The 19,631-nt window shown below is 67.2% G+C and carries 14 protein-coding genes and 1 pseudogene; 8 read left to right on the top strand and 7 right to left on the bottom strand.

Translation table 11 applies throughout. The features are described from left to right. Positions 1-277 precede the first annotated feature (277 nt). The 4 genes and pseudogenes from ACWEVR_RS29635 to hisG (ACWEVR_RS29620) all read left to right on the top strand — a co-directional run. Positions 278-559 carry a phosphoribosyl-ATP diphosphatase gene (locus ACWEVR_RS29635; protein ID WP_174550281.1) on the top strand — a complete coding sequence of 94 codons (282 nt, stop codon included), beginning with the start codon at positions 278-280 and terminating at the stop codon, positions 557-559. A 56-nt stretch (positions 560-615) separates the two neighbouring features. Continuing rightward, positions 616-1,467, top strand: coding sequence for an ATP phosphoribosyltransferase (gene hisG / locus ACWEVR_RS29630; RefSeq protein ID WP_067492068.1), 852 nt, complete (start codon positions 616-618; stop codon positions 1,465-1,467). A gap of 185 nt (positions 1,468-1,652) precedes the next feature. Continuing rightward, positions 1,653-2,300: a hypothetical protein gene (locus tag ACWEVR_RS29625; RefSeq protein ID WP_452469616.1), complete on the top strand. Its 648-nt coding sequence runs from the start codon at positions 1,653-1,655 to the stop codon at positions 2,298-2,300. A gap of 23 nt (positions 2,301-2,323) precedes the next feature. Continuing rightward, positions 2,324-2,495, top strand: a pseudogene (gene hisG / locus ACWEVR_RS29620) (ATP phosphoribosyltransferase); the annotation flags it as partial. Between the two features lie 97 nt (positions 2,496-2,592). Here the strand turns inward: hisG (ACWEVR_RS29620) and ACWEVR_RS29615 are convergent. From ACWEVR_RS29615 to ACWEVR_RS29600, 4 genes are read right to left on the bottom strand one after another with little or no spacing between them, the layout of a single operon-like run. Next, positions 2,593-2,988 (bottom strand): hypothetical protein, encoded by a 396-nt coding sequence (locus ACWEVR_RS29615; RefSeq protein WP_452469615.1) that lies wholly within the window; start codon positions 2,986-2,988, stop codon positions 2,593-2,595. 54 nt (positions 2,989-3,042) lie between these two features. Next, the gene (locus ACWEVR_RS29610) at positions 3,043-9,801 is read right to left on the bottom strand and encodes a putative T7SS-secreted protein (protein WP_452469614.1); all 6,759 of its coding nucleotides are present in this window, start codon (positions 9,799-9,801) and stop codon (positions 3,043-3,045) included. A gap of 3 nt (positions 9,802-9,804) precedes the next feature. Beyond that, positions 9,805-10,425: a type VII secretion target gene (locus ACWEVR_RS29605; protein WP_181696444.1), complete on the bottom strand. Its 621-nt coding sequence runs from the start codon at positions 10,423-10,425 to the stop codon at positions 9,805-9,807. After that, the gene (locus tag ACWEVR_RS29600; protein WP_452469613.1) at positions 10,422-10,823 is read right to left on the bottom strand and encodes an SseB family protein; all 402 of its coding nucleotides are present in this window, start codon (positions 10,821-10,823) and stop codon (positions 10,422-10,424) included. Before ACWEVR_RS29600 ends, ACWEVR_RS29605 begins: the two co-directional genes overlap by 4 nt. Positions 10,824-11,213: 390 nt before the next feature. Between ACWEVR_RS29600 and ACWEVR_RS29595 the strand changes: the two genes are divergently transcribed. Further along, a complete protein-coding gene (locus tag ACWEVR_RS29595) occupies positions 11,214-12,341 on the top strand; it encodes a YeiH family protein (RefSeq protein ID WP_452469612.1) in 1,128 nt (375 codons plus the stop codon). 106 nt (positions 12,342-12,447) lie between these two features. Here the strand turns inward: ACWEVR_RS29595 and ACWEVR_RS29590 are convergent, their stop codons facing one another. Then, the gene (locus tag ACWEVR_RS29590) at positions 12,448-13,296 is read right to left on the bottom strand and encodes a helix-turn-helix domain-containing protein (RefSeq protein ID WP_452469611.1); all 849 of its coding nucleotides are present in this window, start codon (positions 13,294-13,296) and stop codon (positions 12,448-12,450) included. 94 nt (positions 13,297-13,390) lie between these two features. Here ACWEVR_RS29590 and ACWEVR_RS29585 point away from each other — a divergent pair, with 94 nt between their 5' ends. Next, entirely contained in the window at positions 13,391-14,611 is a 1,221-nt protein-coding gene (locus ACWEVR_RS29585) for a cytochrome P450 (protein ID WP_452469610.1), read from the top strand. Between the two features lie 494 nt (positions 14,612-15,105). On the opposite strand, the gene ACWEVR_RS29580 is transcribed toward ACWEVR_RS29585, so the two are convergent. After that, positions 15,106-16,017, bottom strand: a complete 912-nt coding sequence (locus tag ACWEVR_RS29580; RefSeq protein ID WP_452469609.1) for a RecB family exonuclease — start codon at positions 16,015-16,017, stop codon at positions 15,106-15,108. 74 nt (positions 16,018-16,091) lie between these two features. Here ACWEVR_RS29580 and ACWEVR_RS29575 point away from each other — a divergent pair, with 74 nt between their 5' ends. Together ACWEVR_RS29575 and ACWEVR_RS29570 are read left to right on the top strand one after the other, a co-directional pair. After that, positions 16,092-17,231: a DUF7373 family lipoprotein gene (locus ACWEVR_RS29575; protein WP_452469608.1), complete on the top strand. Its 1,140-nt coding sequence runs from the start codon at positions 16,092-16,094 to the stop codon at positions 17,229-17,231. A gap of 70 nt (positions 17,232-17,301) precedes the next feature. Next, on the top strand, positions 17,302-18,135 hold the full coding sequence (locus tag ACWEVR_RS29570; RefSeq protein ID WP_067635738.1) for a tRNA (adenine-N1)-methyltransferase: 834 nt from the start codon (positions 17,302-17,304) through the stop codon (positions 18,133-18,135). Positions 18,136-18,268: 133 nt separating this feature from the next. On the opposite strand, the gene ACWEVR_RS29565 is transcribed toward ACWEVR_RS29570, so the two are convergent. Continuing rightward, positions 18,269-19,549 carry an acyltransferase family protein gene (locus tag ACWEVR_RS29565; RefSeq protein ID WP_452469607.1) on the bottom strand — a complete coding sequence of 427 codons (1,281 nt, stop codon included), beginning with the start codon at positions 19,547-19,549 and terminating at the stop codon, positions 18,269-18,271. Positions 19,550-19,631 lie beyond the last annotated feature (82 nt).

Here is a 19,631-nt window from a genome sequence, read left to right as displayed (position 1 = left end):
AGTTAGCCACCGTTGCTCGCGCTGCGCGCATGCGCAACGGCGGCTAACTCGCGGCCGGGCCGCTACGCCGCTTCGCGGCGGACCCTCCTCGAGGTCGGGTCGTGCGGGGTTGGGAGTGCGGTCATGGCGGACTCAAGTGGTGCCCTTTGGCTGGGGGCGGTAGGTGACGGACTCGAGTGGTCCCGTTTCGCTGGGGTGCGGTGGGTGCGGGCTCGAGTGCTGCCACTCGGGGGGGCGGTGGCGGAATCAGTGCGCTCGGTAGGGGCGGGGGTGGGGTGTGAAACAATCGCTTCTCGTGAAGAACTTCGAGTCCCTGTTCGCCGAGCTGACCGAGCGTGCCAAGACCCGTCCTGAGGGGTCGGGCACCGTGGCCGCGCTGGACGCGGGCGTGCATTTCCAGGGGAAGAAGGTGCTCGAGGAGGCCGGTGAGATCTGGCTGGCCGCCGAGCACGAGAGCGACGAGGCCCTCGCCGAGGAAATCTCCCAGTTGCTGTACTGGGTCCAGGTGATGATGGTGGGTCGCGGGCTGACGCTCGAGGACGTGTACCGACATCTGTGACGGCTGATCCGTCCGATTCGACACTCCTCCCGTCATCCCCGAAAGGACCACCTTCCATGTTGCGCGTCGCAGTTCCCAACAAGGGCTCGCTGTCGGAATCCGCCGTCTCCATCCTCAGCGAGGCCGGCTACCGCAAACGCACCGACTCCCGTGACCTCACCGTCCTCGACCTCGCCAACCAGGTCGAATTCTTCTTCCTCCGGCCCAAGGACATCGCCATCTACGTCGGCTCCGGCGAGCTAGACCTCGGCATCACCGGCCGCGACCTGGCCCTGGACTCCGGTTCCCCGGTCACCGAACGCCTCTCCCTCGGCTTCGGCCGCTCCACCTTCCGCTACGCCGCCCCCGCCGGGGAGGACTGGAAAGTCGAAGACCTCGCAGGCAAGCGCATCGCCACCTCCTACCCGAACCTGGTGCGCGCCGACCTGGCCCGCTTCGGCATCGAGGCCGAGGTGATCCGCCTCGACGGCGCCGTCGAGATCTCCATCCAGCTCGGCGTGGCCGACGCCATCGCCGACGTGGTCGGTTCCGGACGCACCCTGCGTCAGCACAACCTCGTCGCCTTCGGCGAGTCCCTGTGCGACTCGGAGGGCGTGCTCATCGAGCGCACGGGTGCCGACCGCGACGACCGCGCCCGCAACCAGCTCATCAACCGCATCCAGGGCGTGGTGTTCGCCCAGCAGTACCTGATGCTCGACTACGACTGCCCCAAGTCGCTGCTCGACCAAGCCGCCGCCATCACCCCCGGCCTGGAGTCACCGACCGTCTCGCCCATGCGCGACCCCGACTGGGTCGCCGTCCGCGCGTTGGTCCCCCGTAAGCAGGGCAACGAGCTGATGGACCGTCTCGCCGAACTGGGTGCCAAGGCGATCCTCGCCACCGACATCCGCTCCTGCCGGGCGTTCTGAGCCGATTTGTTGTCCAGGCCCTCACCCGTTCGTGCAGGTGAGGGCCTCTTTGGATTCCTGGCATCGGTACGCCCCCACTCACGGGCTCGGCCACGGCGGGCCCGTCAGCGATGTTCGCCGGTAGAGTCGATAGAAGGATTCGGCCCGGGGGAGTCGGTGCGGGCTGTGGGCGGAGGGGTTGTTCGATGTCGCGCTGGATCAGGTGGATCACTGCCGGTGCGGTGGGCGTGGTCACCATTGCCGACTGGGTCGTCCGGGGGTACGGGCCCGCCGGGTGGATGTTCGCCTTCTTCATCTTCTTCGGGGCACCGGTGTGGTTAGGGTGTCTCGGTGCGGGCTGGTGGATCGCCAAGGGACTCGTCGTCGACGCGCGATTCCTGTCCGCCTCCCGCGTTCGGCAGGGATTTGTGGTGCTCGCGCTCTGGGTGCACCTGCTGAGTCTGACGTTGTTCTGCTGGTTCCTGGCAGACGGCGGCGACAACGCCGCGTGGCAGTCCCCGGTGTCGAAGATGCTCGGAGTCGACAGCGAAGGCAGCGCGGCGCCCGAGTGGCTGAAGCAGATGAGCGAGATCGGTCTGATTTCGATGCCTACCGCGGCGTTGTCCATGCTCGCCGCATGGGCCGCGTACATGGGCAGACCGCTCCTGCACGCATCGCTACGACAGCCGCCGTGGACCCCCAGGCGTAGGCCGGACGACAGTTTGTCCGGCCATTCCATGATCGGGTCGAACAGGTCGAACAAGAACGAGCACGAAGAGAAGATTGAGAAGGAGCAGGTCGAGCGCCAAGAAAAGCGCCGCCTGCAGGAAGACGAGGAACGTCGCCTCCGGTAAGCCTGGCCGCCCGCGCGAGCGACGAAATCACCCCGGTCTGGAATCACCCGACCGTCTCGCCCATGCGCGACCCCGACTGGGTCGCCGTCCGCGCCCTCGTCCCCCGCGAACAGCGCAACGAACTGATGGACCGCCTCCGAACTGAGCGCCAAGGCGATCCTCGCCACCGACATCCGCTCCTGCCGAGCATTCTGAGTCGACCTGGTTTCTACAACACTGGCCCCGCCCTACCGACTCCCGTGCTGGGATCGGTAGGGCGGGAACGCCTGCGTCGTACCGAGGTCTGATCCATCTACGCTCGGTCAGTTCTCATCAATGTCCCCGTCGGTGAGCCTGCAAAGGCTTCGCGTTTAGTGGCGGGGATCGGCACTTCCCGCAGTTTTCCGTCGAACATCATCCACAGGCCGAAACAGTCGTCGTCTTCGTCATGGATAAGGACTTGTACCGAAAACGGGTCAGGCCATTCTATATCTTCGAGATACGTGAGCAAGCCTGACCAGTTGTGCCGATAGAATTGTATCACCCACATATAGCATTCTTCCGAGCCGACGCTTTCGCCGGAGAATTTGGAATCATCGATCGGGGTGAAGCATTGGTGCCATTCGCGATTCGGATCTGGTTCGGTCAGTGGTTGCATAACTTCCTCGGCATCGCGTGCGAGTACGATAACTTCCGCGAACCTACTCACCGATTTCCTCCGTATTATTCAGTGTTGCAAATCCTTGCTCCGGTCGGTTCATCATCATTGCCAACTCGGCCGGCTGTCAAATCCGGTGTCGGGGTTGATTACCCGCACCCGCGGTTCGTCGGCGACTGCTTCGGCAACCAAACGCGCTTGATCGTCGTCTCTAGCCACAAATACGGCAAGCTCCGTTTGATGCTTCGTTCCATCGGGAAGTTTATTCAAAAGTGTTCGCCGAATTTTATCGGCATCCATTCTCGACGACTCGGTGGCATCTATCGAACGGACGTTCGTTATCTGGCCATTCCGCCAAGTTACCTCTACCATGTCGGCCGTAGTGCCGGTCACTGTGTTGTTGATGTACCCTTTCTCCATCATACGATTGAGGTCGTCTTGGAAGAAAACTTCAGACCCATTTCCGGTGTGCGGATCGTATGCTCGGCCAGAACGTGCCAACTCGTCGTTGAAAAAGTTTCTCGCGGCGGCAGATGCGGCGTTGTCCGGAGTGTCGGACAATACATGTGGTACCCCGTTCTGATCCATAATCGTCCGCCGCCCGTCGATGACTTCTTCTTGTAGAGGCTGTCGAAGACCCTCCGGCGACTCGGTAGCGGTTCCCATTCGCCCTGTACCCGGTGCGGAGTTTGGATCGGGGAGGGCTTCCGGTGTGACGGGGGGTTGACCCGCATCGACGGTCGGGGGGTTTGGGGTGGGGTCATGGGGAGTGATGCTGCTGGGATCGGGAGTGTCGTCGGGCGAATCGCTGTCGCACGAGTCCGGGATGAGGCCGAGGGGGTCGCGCCAGGTGAGGGGGTTGTGGGGGTAGATGTGGGGGTTGGGGGCGGGGGTGAGACCGAGGGGGTCTCGGGTGAGGTAGCGGGCCGTGTGGGGGTCGTAGACGCGGTGGAGGTTGTAGTGGAGGTCGGATTCGGGGTCGTGGAATTGGCCGGGGAAGCGGAGGGGGGTGGTTGCGGTGCCCTGCCAGGTGGTTTTGCCCCAGAGAGTGGTCGTGGCGGTGGCGGTGGTTGCGGCCGTGGTGGGGTCGATGAGTTCGGTGGGGGTGCCGACGAGGTCGGTGATGATCGCGCGGAACTCGGAGGTGGCCGCGTCGGCGACTGATTGGGTGAGGGGGGTGTGGGTGCCGGGGTGGTATTCCCAGCGGGTTGTGCCGGTGGCGGTGGTGGCCGCGATCAGATGGGTGTCGTCCCAGGTGTAGTCGGTGCGGTCGAGGACGGTGCCGTCGGTTGCGAGGTGTTGTTTGGTGGTGCGGCGACCGAGGGCGTCGTAGGTGTAGTGCCACCACTGCCGGTCCGGGGTGTAGACGTCGGTGAGCTGGTCGAAGCTGTTGTAGCGGTAGTGCCAGGTGCGTGTGCCGGTAGTTTTGCGGAGGAGGCGACCGGCGGGGTCGTGGTGGTATTCGGTGTCACTGTCGCGGACGAGCAGGTTGTCGCGGTATTCGCGGGCGGTGCCGGTGAGGTTGCCGAGGGGGTCGTAGCCGTAGCGCTCGGTGGGGTGGTTGTTGCGGGCGACGGTGGTGACGCGGCCGCGGACATCGAGGGTGTAGTCGTGATGCGTGACCGGGATATTCGGGCGGCTGACAGCGTGGGATGTGAGGTATCCGTCTGCGCGATAAAGGAATTCGTCGCGACGGAGGGGTTGTGGTGCGGGTCGCGCGGCCGGATCCAGATCGAGGGACACGAGACGGGCGGGGAAGCCGATGACCTCCTGGCCGACGAGTTGTCCGCGCGCGCTGACGAGACGTTCGACCGCGACCTCGCCGATGCGCCAGCGGGTGAGATGCCCGGCGAGGTTGTACTCGAAGCTGACGTCGTGGTCGCCGGCACCGAGCCGGTCGACACGTCCGGTCAGGTCGTGATGCCAGGTGGTTTCGGCCCCGGTCGGACTGGTGCGGGCGATCCGGCGCGCATGCTGGTCGTACCCGAATCGCATCGGCGGCCGATTGTCGATCTGTTCGGTTTCGAGCAAACCAGTTGAGCTGTAGGTGTATTCGATGGCGTGATGATGCTTGTCACCGTTGCCGGTGCTCGCGGTGAGCACCCGGCCCACCGAGTCGTGGGTGTAGCGGATCCAGTCACCGTCGTCGGTGGTGATCTCGGTGCACCGGCCGAGAATGTCGTAGCAGTGGTGTCGACTGATTCCGGTCGCGGGGGTGACAGTGGCGATTCGGCCTGCGGAATCCCACGCATATGTGGTTCGCGCCGCGTTGTAATCGGTTTCGGCGACGAGCCGGCCCGCGTGGTCGTATTCGTAGGTCCAGGTCTGGCCGAGCGGATTGTGCACCGCGGTGAGGCGACGTTCGGTATCCCAGTCGTAGCGGGTGAGCGATCCGTCGGGCTCGCGACGTGACCGCAGCAGGTCGAATGCGCCGTAGGAGTAGGTGGTGACGCTCCCGGCGGGATCGGTGTGGGCGACGATATTGCCTTCGCCGTCGTACGCCCACGACTCCGTCCAGCCGTCGGGATCGGTTCTGCGCAGCAGGTTTCCGGCGAGCGACCACTCGTAGGTGGTCACCGCGCCGGTGGGGTCGACGGTTCGGATCGGGCGCCCCGCGGCGTCACGGTCGATGCGGGTCGTCGCGCCGAGCGGATCGATCAGGATGATCGGCAGACCGGCGGCGTCGGTGTGGATGGTGGTGCGCGCCCCGTCGACCAGCACACTCGCCAGCGCGCCCGAGGGGTGATAGGTGAACTCGGTGCGGGAACCGGCCGGATCGACAGCGGCGGTCAGATCGCCGTTGTCGGACCACTCCCGGCGGTGCACCGAACCGTCGGCGGTGGTGATGGTGCTCGGGCGATGACGCCAGACGTAGTCGTACTCGAGCGAAACACCGTCCGGGCGAACGATTTCCACCGGGTCACCCGCGCCGTTGTAGCGGTAGGTGGTTGTCGTGTCCGGGTCGGGTCCGGTGACAGTCAGTGGTTTGCGTTCGGCGTTGTAGTCGGTGTGGAAATGGGCGCCGTCCGGGGTGACTCGATCGCGCAATTGCAACTCGCGGTCGAACCCGTGGGTGGTGACTGCGCCGAGGGAGTCGGTGAGGGCGGTGAGTCTGCCCGCGCCGCCGGCAAAATCCGCATAGGCGAAGTCGCAGTTCAGGATGTCCGCGGTACCGCGCTGATGGACCACACGACCGGCCTCGTCGTAGGTGTTGACCATCTGGTTGCCGTTCGAATCGGTCCACGAGGTCATCCGGTGCTCGGCGTCGTAGGTGTACCGGGTCGTGGCCGAGTCGGCGTTGGTGACCGAGGTCAACAACCCTGCCGTATAACCGAATTCGCGCACAGGTTGCCCGTGCTCGCCGTCGGTGAGCAACACCAGTCCGGTGACGCGGCCGTGCGCGGACTCCACGCGCACCCGGTAGCCACCGGAATGCGACACCTCGACCGGCACACCGTCGGCGTCGTAATGGAACCGGATGCGGTTGTGGTGCCGGTCCGTGATCGCCGAGACCGCGAAGTTTCCGAGCTCGACATCGAGGTGGTCCAGAGCGGCTTCCGGGGCGAAATGCCAGATCAGTTCGCGGCGTTGATCCCACACACGGTAACCGCCCGCCTCGGTGCGGGTCAGTGTCCAGGACTGGCCGTCGGTGAGCGGCCGCACCGGTTCACCGACCTCGGCGTGCGGGTAGGCGAGCATGATGCCCTCGTCGCCGAGGAAGGTGACGCCGTCGTCCGACACGACGACGCGAGCATCGAGGGTCGACGACCACGACGCCCCGAACCACCGCCCGAAACGGTAGTTCGAATGATGTGAACGGCGCAGCACCAGCGGCAGCACCCCCGGCAACTCCAGATCCGTTTCGGGCAGCAAGAATTCGCCGGTGCTGATATCGACGGGATCGGTGGAACAGGTCTTCTGATCGGGTGTGCGATCGTGCTCGGCCCCGGACTTGCGCGCCTGGTCGTGAGCATCGCTGTCGGCGTCCGCCCGGTCTTTCGCGGTGGGCGTGTCGGAGTCCGGGTCGCGGTCCTTGTTGGTCTCCGGGTCGCGATCCGGTGTGCGGTCGTTCGGCGAGTCGCGGTCGGTGCCGTTGTCGGGATCACGATCTGGGCTGCGATCGGTAGGTGTGTCGCGATCGGGAGTTCGATCGGTGGTGGTATCCGAGTCGCGTTCGGGTGAGCGGTCGGTGGGCGCGTCGCGGTCCGAGGCGGGTGAACGGGTGGGGGCGTCCGAATGGCGGTCTGGCTGTAGGCGGGAGGAGGTGTCGGGAAGGTTTTCGGACGCGCGGTCCCTCGGTGTTGCGTCGGGATGGTGCGTTGGGTTCGTGCCCTGATCGACGGGACGACTCGGTCCTCGGTCGGGAATGCCGGTGGGAGAGTTCGGGCGAGCCGGCTGGGCGGTGTGAGCACGCGATGTGTCGGGGCGGCCGGCGGTGACCGGTGAGTTCCCGTTCGGGCGGGCCGACGGGTCGGGGGAGACGCCCGCGCGTGAGGGGTCAAGGGTCGGTCGTGACGGGGTTGGTGAATCAGGTTGTCGGTGTGCGGATGTCGCATCGGGCCGGGTCGGTGACTGTGGGGTGTGGGTCGGGCTCGGCGGGGTGGATTGGGGGCGTGCGGGTGTCGCGTCGGGGGTGCGGGGGCTCGGGCCCGCGTCCGCGTGGGTGGCGGGGCCTGGTTGCCAGAGGGGCGAGGAGGTGGCGGGGTTCGATGTCTGTGCGGCCGGGGCGGTCGTCGTGTTCGGGTTGGCCGAGGCCGGTGAGGTGTCGGCAGTATGCGGAGAGCGGGTAGCCGCAGTGTCCGGGGCGGAACCGGTACCCGAAGGGTGGTCGGCGTCGTCGCGGTCGATCGATCGGCCGTCTGGTTCCGTGCGCGACGTGGTGCCTGAATCCGGGTGTCCGTCGGTTCGCGTGTACGGGGGGTCGGCAGTAGCGCTGGGCGAACTCGGATTGCGTTGAGTGGATCCAGGTTCCGAACGTTGTGTCGCCGTGTCTGCGGTGGGATCGGATCGCCGCGCCGGATCGCCGTCCTGCTGGTCGGAGCGTGAGGTGGGCGTATCGGTCTGCGGGGTGGGTTCTGCGCGCTGGGTCGGCGAGTCGGCGGACGCGGGAACCGTGCGCTGCGCCGGACTGTCGTCCTGCTGGTCGGTACGCGAGGTCGGTGTGTTGTCGGTCTGTTGCGTCGGCGTGGGTTCGGTCCGAGAGGTCGGCGTCGTATCGGCCTGGTGGGTCGAGGCCGGTTCTGTGCGTTGTGTCGGTGACTGATCGGTGTGGGTCGGAGAGGGCTCTGCCCGCTGGGTCGGGGCGGACGTGTCGGGATTCGTGGTTCCCGCCGCTTCGGGACGCGGTTCCGGGCGGCTTGTCGGCGGCTCGGGGTCGGGGGTGTGTTCCGGTGTGTGGGTGGGCGACGCCTCGGGTGTGGGCTCGGGATCGCGGGTGGTGCCCGGGTTTTCGGCGGCCGGGGCCGGCTCGTCCTGCTGTGTTCGTGGTGCCGGCTCGGCCTGGCGCGGCTCGGCGTTCTCGGGTGCGTTCGAGTAGCCGCCGGTGTCCTCGGTGCGCTGGGTGGGGGCCTCGCGCTGCGGGCCCGCCTCGACGGGCTGCACGTCAGCGGGGGAGGAGCCCCGGTCGTTCTGCGGTAGCCCCGCACCCTCACGCGGCGCGGTCTGCCCTGGCGGGTCGGCGTCTCGGGTCGGGCTGGGGGTTTCCGGGGCCCGAGTCGGAGTGGGGTTCGGGTCGGCGCCGTTGCCCGATACGCGTCTGCCCGCGTCGGCGCCGCGTTTGAGCGCGGAGATCGCTGTCTTCACGCTGCCACCACCGCCGGTCGCGGCCGTGAGGATGAGGTCGGGGGCGAGCGACCCGGCGAATTCGAACGGGTTGGCCCTCGCCTCTTTGAGAATGGCGTCGACCGCCGCACCCGGATCGGCCACGGCGACAACGAGTCCGGTTCCCAGATCGGACAGCCCCTTGGCGTATTCGGCGGGATGGGTGATGTTGTAGATATCGGTCGGATTCACCTGACGCACCAGTTGCACCATTCCGGTGACCGCGGTGAGGAATCCGGCGGTGAAATTCAGGGCAGCGTGGTCGAAAACCCCTTTGAGGTCGGAAATATTCGCGATCCACCGCTCACTGAACGGTGGTTCCTTCGGCGCCCGCTCGGTAGCTGTCTCGATCGCGCCGACCGCGATCGATGCGCCGTTGTCACGCTGCACCCGTGCGCCGCGCAGGATCTCGCGCGCCTCGTTGCGAATGGCTGTCCAGGTGTCGATGAGCGGGTTGGCCTGCTGCTGCTCGCCGGTCAGGCCGTTCCACCAGGTCTTCTGGCGGCGTTCTTCCGCGTCGGCCGCTTTCCAGCGATCGATGGCGGTCTGGGCCTTGTCCTGGGCGGCTTTCACCTCGTTCTGCCAGGCTTTCAGCGCCTCGGCCGCGGCCGCCATCGCGTCGGCGCCGTCGAACCAGAGTTTCGGCTGCTTGTCGTAGACGGCATTGAACGCGTCGGCGCCCTTACCGGTCCATTCGGTGGCATCGATCTTCTGCAGCGCCTGACCGGTCGATTCGATCGCCTCGGCCATTTTCGTCAATGTCTCGGCGGTGGAACCGATTTCGGACGGCTCGCCGAGGATCAGCTCTTTGGGGTCCTCGGTTCGCCCCAGCTCTTCTTCTTCGACGTCGCCGCCGGTCGCGGAGGCGATGTTGTCGCCGAGATCGTCGAGTGCATTGCCGATCTTCTCCAGCCCGACATGTTTGGCGGCGTCACCGACCACGTCCAGGCCGTCGTCGATGATCTGGCCGGCACCCTCGACGACATTCTCGACACCGTCTTCGATCGCGCTGCCGACTTTGTCGAAGATTTCGCCGATCCCCACGGGTTACTGGCCCCCCTGCTCCTTCTTCATGATCTCCGCGGCTCGCTCGGCCGCACCGGTATTCCAGCCGGGAGTTTCACCGGTGAGCAGGCTGCCGGTCACCGGACTGATATTCGCGTACGCCTGCGGTCCGACCGCCTCGATCACCTTCATATTGGTCTGAATGTGCTGGCCCGCGTCCTGAAAGGACTTCACGCTGTAATCGGCGTTGCGAATGTGGTTGAACGAATTGTCCGCGAATGTCTCACCCCAGGAACGTTTGGTGATCTCCTCACCCGACAGATGTGGATTGCCCGCCATATGCGTCCACATGGTCTTCAGGGTGTCCTCGGACTTGGTTTCCATCTCGTCGTAGCGGCCCGCCGCCAATCCGAGCGTGCGGGCGATCGAGTTGCCCGCCTGCACCAGTGCGCGCACACCCCACGACCACCGCTCGGTGAATTCCTCGAAGGTCTTCTGCACCGTTTGTTTGCCCGCCTCGAGCGTGGACATCGTGAGCAGCGCGAATCCCCGGCCCATATTCCCGGTTTCGCCGATCCCCATCTCCGACAGCTGGCCGATGGTGTCGTCGATGCCCGTCGCGGCCTGTTGCAGCACCGCGGGGTCGACTTTCAATGTGGTCATCGCATGCCCTGCCCGTCTGTCGCGTGTTCGGTGAGATCAGGTGGAAACGCCATCGGCGCGGAACCGAGAATGTCGATCGCTATCCCGGCGGGTTCGTCGCGCGTATCCAGGTAGTCGCGCAGGCGCCGCCCGAAAATCCAGTGGTAGTGGTAGTCCTGGTCGGTGTTGTCGAGGCGATCACGTGCGGCGACGAATCGGGCGTATTCCTCGACGCTGGTGAACGCGCACAACCAGTCGACACCGCCGAACGGCAGGAAGAAGACCCGCTTCTCGGCGGTGAGCGGAACCAGCACGGCCGCCTGCCGAAATGCGGTGAGCAACGCGTCCGGCTGCCCGAAGCCCGCGTAGAAGGCGGCTATTTCGGCGTGGAGGCGTTCCCTGCCGTCGCCATCGGTCATCCGACGCAACCTCCCCCGCACCCCGTCCTTCACTCTCGAACGGCAGTGTACGCGAATGACGGCGGCCGTAGGGAGTCCCCGAATCCAGGGGTCTGTCGCACAATTGGCGCGATTCCGTGTGCGGCGGGAGTGAATGCCGAGGTCGTGTGCCCGGCGGTCGATCGGTGGAGATCGGTTCAGGGTGAGTGTAATCGGTGTGTGCGGGCGGGTGGCGCGGTTAGTTTCCGGTTCTCGATGAGGAACGCAAGGAGTCACAGTGTCACAAGCAGAGACCGAGCCGAGGCCGGGTAGTGCTTTCAGATGGAATGAGGATTGGGCGGCGACCGTTGTCGGTCTCGTGCTGATCGGTCTGGTGCTGGTGGGGGCTGTTCCCGATTGGCTGGTGCCGTGATGGCCGAGGTGAGGACGACTTCCGAAACTGCGGCGGTGCAAGGCAATACGCGGGCAACGGGTGCCGATATCGCCGCCGGGGTAATCCTGGTACTGGTGCTCGGCGCGCTGACGCGATTCTTCGACACGCAGGTGCCGCAGTGGGCGGCCGACACGCCGTTGAAGCGGGTCGCGAAGACCATCGAGTACCCGGTGTACGCCATCGCGATCGGCCTGATCGGCAATGTGGTGCTCGGCAAACTCGGTCTGCGGGATCGGCTTTCGGCCGGGTTCCGGACGGAGTTCTTCATCAAGACGGGCGTGGTGCTGCTCGGTGCGTCTGTCAATCTGAAGATTCTGGTGACAGCGGCGGCGCCCGCGATCGTGCAGGCACTGGCCTTGATCACGATCGTCTTCGGATTCACCTGGTGGTTCGGCGGGGTGCTCGGCCTCGACGACAGACTGCGCGCCCTGCTGTCCTCTGCTGTGTCGATCTGCGGAGTGAGCGCGGCCATCGCGGCGGCCGGAGCGGTGCAGGCGCGGCGTGAACAGATCGCGTACGCGGCCTCGCTGGTAATCATCTTCGCGCTGCCGTCGATCTTCCTGCTGCCCTGGCTCGCCGACCTTCTCGGGCTTTCGGATGCGGTCGCGGGTGCGTGGATCGGCGGCAATATCGACACCACAGCCGCGGTGGCCGCCGCCGGTGCGCTCGCGGGTGAGGAATCGTTGCAGATCGCGACGATCGTCAAGACGACGCAGAACGCGCTGATCGGACTCGTCGCGATCGCACTCACCGCGTGGTTCGCGTTCCGGGTCGACCGCACGCCGGGTGCCGCGCGCCCGAGTCTCGGTGAATTCTGGGCCAGGTTCCCGAAATTCGTGCTCGGGTTCGTCACCGCGTCGATCATCGGCACCCTGTACCTGCAATCGGTCGACAAGAACACCGGTGCCGCGCACATCGCGATCGTCAACGACCTGCGGACCTGGTTCTTGATCCTGGCCTTCGTGTCCATCGGCCTGGAATTCTCGCTGCGCGGACTGCGCGAGGCGGGGTGGCGGCCGATCGCCGTCTTCGGTTCGGCGGTGCTGGTGAACCTCGCTGCCGGACTCGGCCTTTCGGTGCTGCTGTTCCGTGACTTCGCGGCGTGACGTGGTCGAACGCAGGCTCGCGGCGGGTACCGGATGAGGGCCGCACCCACCGGCAGCGCCGAGTCCGTCGGCGGCTGAGTAGGGGCGCCCAGGGTGTTCTGAGCGGTCAGGTCGTGGCGCCGAGCTTCTGGGCGCAGGCGAGGAGTTCTGTGCGGTACAACTCGCGCTCGCCGGGGGAGACGGCCGGATGCAGCGGCCCGATCTGCAGTTCCCAGCGCGGAACCTTGTCGCGGTCGAACACCGGTGCCGCGAGGTAAGCGATGGGTAACGGTGCCGCGGCGGCGAGGTCGGCGGCGGTGTGGGGGTAGCCGCTGAGGTCGCCGAGCAGGCCGAGGACACGACGGCGTAGTGGTCCGGAAGCCGGTGAATGGGCCAGGTGGCCCGCTACTTCGGCGAGGACATCGAGGGTGGCGAGGTCGGCGGGGTCGATGCCCCAGACCACCAGGCCGGCGGAGCGGATCTCGGCCAGCGCGGTGGTCAGTTCGTCGCGTCGGCCGGGGTCGGCGGTGGCCAGCCACGCGTGCTGCCGTTGCGGCGGGCAGAACGCGATGACACTCGCGCCCGCGGGAGCGCGCAGCGGCACGCGGGCGCCGACCTCGATCCCGGCGGGCACCCGGCCGTGATGGGCTGCCAGGCCGACGAAAGTCATCGAGGTCGACGAGACCACCGACAGCGCGGCACCGCACCCCACCCGGCGGGCCAGCTCGCGCAATGCGGCGTCCGCGCCCGTGGGTGTGGCTGCCCGGTGTGCGGTGGGGAACGTGGGACCGAGCCGGTAGGTCAGGTCGCGAGAACGCTGTGCCCAGCCACGCGACTCCAATGTGGTGAGGATGGCGGCGACCGTCGACCGGCTCAGTGTGAGCCGGTCGGCGACGCTCGCGGCGGTGAGCGGCGCCTCGGCGGCCAGCAGTTCGACGACGGAGACGACCCGATCGGTCGGTGGTGACGCGCTCACGCATTCCCTCTTGTTCTTCCCGACGCGGTCGTCTACCGTCCGCGTGCCGAAAATCCGATTCGATGACACGAATATTCGTGTCCGGAGGAATGCTATGCCGAACTCGTCGCTCCTGGACCACCTCGACATCACCGATATCGACTTCGCCTTCCAGGACACGCCCGACCTGCACCGTGTGCTGGCCGACCTGCGCGCCCGCAGGCCGTACGCGATCGTCCCCTTCGCGGGGACGCGTGCGGTGCTGCTGCTCACCCATGACCTGGTGTCGGCGGCCTTCAAGGACGAGGAAACCTTCCCGGCCCAGGCGGTGTACTCGCTCACCACCGAGCCGGTGCTCGGCCGCACCTTGCAGTGCATGACCGGCGACGAACACCGGGTGAACCGAGCCATCGTCGCCCCACCGTTCCGCCGCAGCCTGGTGAGCGGCTGGATCGAACCGCTCCTCGCGCCGGTCGCGCACGAGGTGATCGATCGCTTCGCTCCTCTCGGTGCCGCCGACCTGGTGGCCGAATTCACCACGCGCTACCCGGTTCTCGTGATCAGCAGGTTGCTCGGTCTGCCCGTCGGTGACGAGGCGACGGTGTTGCGCTGGGCACACGACCTGTTCTACTTCCCACTGGATCCCGCTGCCGCACACCGGGCTTCGCGCGAGTTCGCCGACCATGTGCTGCCGATCATCGCCGCACGGCGCGAGGAGCCCGGTGAGGACCTGATCTCGAAGCTGGTCACCGAGAGCGTCGAGGGAACCACCCTGTCCGACGATCAGATACTCGCGTTCCTGCGGCTGCTGTTCCCGGCGGGCGCCGACACCACCATGCTGGCGCTGGGAAATACGTTGTCCGCCTTGCTGACTCACCCGGACCAGCTCGCGCTGGTGACGGCCGATCCGGAGGAACAGGCCGAGTGGGCGATCTGGGAGGGGTTGCGCTGGGAACCACCGGTCGGGCTGCTGCCGCGCGCCTGTCCGAGGGACACCCACTGGCAGGGTCTCGACATTCCCGCCCTGACCCCGATGTTGTTCGCCGTCAACGCCGCTCACCGCGACCCGGCGAAATACCCCGCGCCACACGAGTTCGACATCACCCGCCGCGCCACCACCATGCTCTCGTTCGGACAGGGCCCACACAGTTGCCTGGGCAGCTGGCTGGCGCTGGCCGAACTCCGCACCGCCCTGATCGCTCTGCTCACCCGCCTCCCCGATTTGCGGCTGGCCGATGCGGCGGCGGCCGAGGACGCCACCGTGACCAGCCAGGTGGGCACCGCGCTCCGCGGCACCGGTGCCCTGCGCGTCCGCTGGAACCGAGCGGCTTCCTGACCGGCAACATCTCGGCGCGTAGGCTGAACCTGGTGCTTTGTCCGGACGACAACGGATCGGGGCGAACAATGTCGAACAAGAACGAACACGAAGAGAAGATCGAAAAGGAACAGGTCGAGCGCGAGGAAGAACGTCGCAGACTGGAAGAAGAAGAGGAACGCCGCCTGCGTTAGGCGACGAACGGTCCGACCAGCGGTCGCCGCCTTCTTCGACCGGCACCTGCCGGGTGGGTGGCCCGCTCGAGTGGACGATGCGCGGAGCCGATGGCGGAGAGTCGTGTGCGGACTCGGTCTGCAGCGAACCTTTCGCTATCGCGTCGACGCCGCTGAAGCGATCGATGAGGCGCCGTCGGTATGTGCTCGGATCCTGCGCCGCCTAGGTCGGGACACGCATGGCTTGGCCCCTGAATCTGAACCGCAACATATCCAACCTTCTGTGCCGAGGGTACGAGATGAAGTCGGGCTAGAGGACCTCCGTTGGCGCGACGAGCAGCCTCAGACGTCTTCGGGGGTGCGGACCAGGGGAAGGCCGAGGTCGACGTCGGTGGTGGCGGCGTCTCGGGTTGGCCAGCCGGGGTAGGGGGGTGGGGTGCCGCCGAATTCGGGGCACAGGGCGTGGAAGTCGCAGTAGCGGCACATCGCATTGCGTTGGGGTGGGAAGTCGCCCGTGCGGCCCGCGTCGAGGATGGCTTGCCACAGGGCGGTGAGGATGCGGGCGAAGCGGTCGAGTTCTTCGCGGTCGGGGGTGTAGGTGAGCAGCACCTTGTCGGCCAGGTAGATCAGGCGCAGCTGTGCGGGGAGGATGCCGCGGGTGCGCAGGATGACCAGGGCGTAGAACTTGAGCTGGAACAGGGCACGGGCCTCGTGCTGGGGGCCGGGCGCGCGGCCGGTCTTGTAGTCGACCACGCGCAGCAGGCCGTTGGGCGCCACGTCTATGCGGTCGACGAAGCCACGCAACGGGATCTCACCGTCGAGGTCGACCTCGACCCGCTCCTCCAGACCGTCCGGATCGAAACGGGTGGGGTCCTCGAGCTCGTAGTACCCGGCGACCAGGCGGCGCACCTCCTCGAACAGCGCCTCCGGACCACCCGCCGCCACCAGCTCGTCGAGCCCCTCCCGGCCCGCCCGCACCCGCTCCCACGCACCGGGAACCAGCTCGGCCGCCCGGTCGGGGCCACGCTCGGCGGCCGGTAATCCGAACAGATCCTCGAGCACCGCGTGCACCACCGTGCCGCGCACCGCCGCCCGCGTCGGCGGTTCCGGAATCCGATCGATCGCCCGCAGCCGGTATTTCAACGGACACTGCTTGAAATCGGCTGCGCGCGAAGGGGACAACGCCGGACGCGACCGGGCGGCCGGCGCGGCGGAGGTCTCGTCGGCGATCGACGCGGACAGGGGCACTGACATGTTCGCCACGGTAACGGCACCCACCGACATTTCACCGATTCGCCCGTGGGGGCGGTGTCTGTCAAGATCGCCGAATGCGAACGATCCGGGTGGGGGCGGCCGTGGCCGCGATGATCATGCTCAGCGCGTGTCAGGAGGAACTGCCACCCGTGGCCACCGCCACACCGGCGTCGACCAGTGCACCGGTGACCAGCACCACCACCGGGCAGGATCTGCGCACAGGCAAGCTCGCCGAGGGCGCCAGGATGGCCGACGCCTTGACTCCCGGCTCCGAGATCGATCCGGCGTTCGTGCGCAGCGGCCAGCTCGGCATCCTCACCGACGCCATGCTCACCATCATGACCGGGCACAACACGGCCGTGAGCGAGGCGGCGACCGCCAACGGACTGATCACCGGCTTCGTCGCGTCGCGTTTCACCGACGCGGCGGCGATCGCCGACACCGAGTGGCTCACCCACGGCGTGATGCGTTTCCCCGACGCCGCGTCGGCGACGGCGGCGGCCGACGACCTGGCCACCGCGGCGACCACCCAGCGCGGCATGCTGCAAACGGACGATTGGGTGGTCACCGACTTGCCTACCGCGCCGGACAGCCGGGTGGTCACCATGGAGAACCGGGACCGGCTCGAAGCCATGGCCTTCACCCCTCATCGCGACTACGTGGTGTTCACCAAGGTGCGCAAGGGCGGCTTGGCCGACGTCGAAAAGACCGTCCGCACGGCACTGGAACATCAACTCCCCCACCTGGATTCGTTCGAGGCGACCCGAGTCGCCGATCTGGCGTCCGTGCCCTACGACGCGACGGGCATCCACGACCTCGCCGTCGGCGAAGGAGGCGCGAGCAGAGGCGCGTTCGGCAGGCTGGGCGCGGCGCACTACGCCGATGACCAGCAGGCGGCGCGCGCCGCATTCGACAAGGCCGGGGTGAGCGAGGTCGGCGTCGAGGGAACCATCGTCTACCGCACCGTCGACGCCGCCGGTGCCGCAAGCCTGCTCGCCGACCAGGCCGCCGAGTACGGGTCGGATCCCGGGTGGAAGGCGGCGCCCGCCGCGCCGGATGCACCGGAGTCGTCGTGTTGGGCAGAGACGGACGAGCGCAGCTGGCTGTGTCTGGTGACGGCCGGTCGCTACGCCGCCCAGGTGCCCGCGAAGTCGCAAGCCGAAGCGCACACCCTCGCCGCCGAACAGCACCGTGTGCTCACTGCCGCGAAATAGCTGACCCGTCGATCGCGCGGATCGCCCCGCCTGGCAGGCTTGAGACTTCCATTCGAAGAACGGGAGATACATGACGGCCAGACGGACCGGTCCATTCGCGATCGGGGACCGGGTGCAGCTGACCGATGCCAAGGGGCGCCTCTACACGGTGGTGCTCGAGGAGGGCAAGGAGTTCCACACCCACCGCGGCGGCATCAAGCACGACGACCTCATCGGCGCCGACGAGGGCTCTGTGGTGAAGTCGATCAACGGCACCCCGTACCTGGCCCTGCGCCCGCTGCTCACCGACTATGTGCTGTCGATGCCGCGCGGCGCCACCGTCATCTACCCCAAGGACGCCGCCCAGATCGTGCACGAGGGCGACGTGTTCCCCGGTGCGCGGGTGCTCGAGGCAGGCGCCGGTTCCGGTGCGCTGACCTGCTCGCTGCTGCGCGCGGTCGGCTCCGAGGGGCAGGTGATCTCCTATGAGATCCGCGACGACCACGCCGAGCACGCCGTGCGCAATGTGGAGACGTTCTTCGGTGAGCGCCCACCGAACTGGTCGCTGACCGTCGCCGACGTGGCGAACTACGACGGCGAGCAGGTCGACCGGGTGGTGCTCGACATGCTCGCGCCCTGGGACGCGCTGCCCGCGGTGTCGAAGGCGCTGGTGCCCGGTGGCGTACTCATCGTCTATGTCGCCACCGTCACCCAGCTGTCGAAGGTCGTCGAGGCGATGCGTGAGCAGGAGTGCTGGACCGAGCCGCGTTCCTGGGAGTCGATGGTTCGCGGGTGGCATGTGGTCGGGCTCGCGGTGCGTCCCGAACACCGGATGCAGGGGCACACCGCGTTCCTGGTGAGCGCGCGCCGCCTCGCCGAAGGCACGGTGACGCCGAAGCCGCAGCGTCGTCCGTCGAAGGGCTGAGTTCGATCAGGGTCTGCCCCGCATCGGGTGCTTCGGCGAGCCGATGAACAGCTGACGAAGATCGGCACGGCATCCCGGGTCAGCGCGCCGAGCGGGGGCACACCGCCGTTGCCGCCCCGGAGCCGTGGGCCGTTCACGCCCTGGTGAGCAGCCGCACACCGAAGAGTGCTGTGGCGGCGACCGCGAACCAGGGCAGACCCTCCAGGGTGAGGCCTCCGCGAGTCGCCTGCAGGATGGCGAGTCCGGCCGCGCCGACGGTGAGCACGATCGCGGCGGAGCGCAGGCCGCGTACCGGCGCGACCGGACCGTCCCACCAGCGCAGCGGTGTGTTCTCGAGCCCACGCAGCGCGACGAACAGCACTGCGGTGAGGGTGGCTGTCGCGGTGAGCTGACCCACGGTGAGCAGCCAGAACCCGGCCTCCGATGGGCCGCCGCGGTCGAATCCCAGCAGGTGGCTGAACACCAGCACGGTGAGCAGGGCGGGCATGTGCCACAGGTACAGCGTCATCGCCCCGGTATTGCCGATCACCGTCAGCCACCACACGCGCGGTCGCGCCGCCCCCCGCCGCAGCCACGGTGCCACGGCGATCGCCGCGCAGCACAGCACCATCGCGTGCCCCGCGAGCAGCAGCGACGGCGGCGCCAGGTTCGACAACCGCTGCCCGGGAACCGTCACCATGCTGGTGTCGTACGGCCCGGCGACGACCAGCGCCACGTCGACGAGCAGAATCACACCGGCCAGCAACGCGGCAACCTGACGGGACAGCAGACCGCGCAGATAGCCGATCCCCAGCACCGCCGGGATCAGCCACACGACGAGGTTCAGGAAGCCGGCTTCGGCAGGTCCACCGCCGAGCCGCACCGCGTCGACGATCGCGGTGGCCAGCACGATCGCCGCGATCGCCGCGAACATCCTGCCGGTGCCGGTCACCCAGGTGGCCAGCAGCGGTGTACAGGCCAGCACCGCCAGATACATGCCGAGGAACCACAGCAGCTGCACACCGGTGATCGCGAGCGGGCGCTGCCAACCCGGCGCCAACACCAGCCCGGCCACGAATACCAGCACCCCCGAGGCGGCCAGGAAGTAACCGACCGGCCGGATCAGCCGTTGCGTGCGCCGGAAAAGCCAAGCGCCCCAGGATGTTCCGGGGACAATGCCGCGCGCACCGGCCGCGACGCCCGCGAAGAAGAACAGTGGGAGCACCTGCAGCAGCCAGGTCAGGGGCTGGAGGGTAGGCAGATCGGTGAGCACATTGCCGAAGCGGACGTCCTCGCCCGACGCCGACACCGTCAGCATCAGGCAGTGACCGACCACCACGACCACCAGCGACGAGATTCGCAACAGATCGAGGAATCGATCGCGATCGGCGGGCGTATTCGCCGCCACCACAGCCACACTCGGCACAACACTCATGCCGCAACCATCGCAGAAACCGGCCCGCGACCACAGCGCGGAACTACCCACCCCGTGCGTGGAACTACTCGGATACGATCCG

It is taken from the genome of Nocardia sp. NPDC003979 (assembly GCF_053605015.1).
Note: the sequence above shows the minus strand (reverse complement) of the source record. Positions and strands in the feature narration are given on the sequence as shown.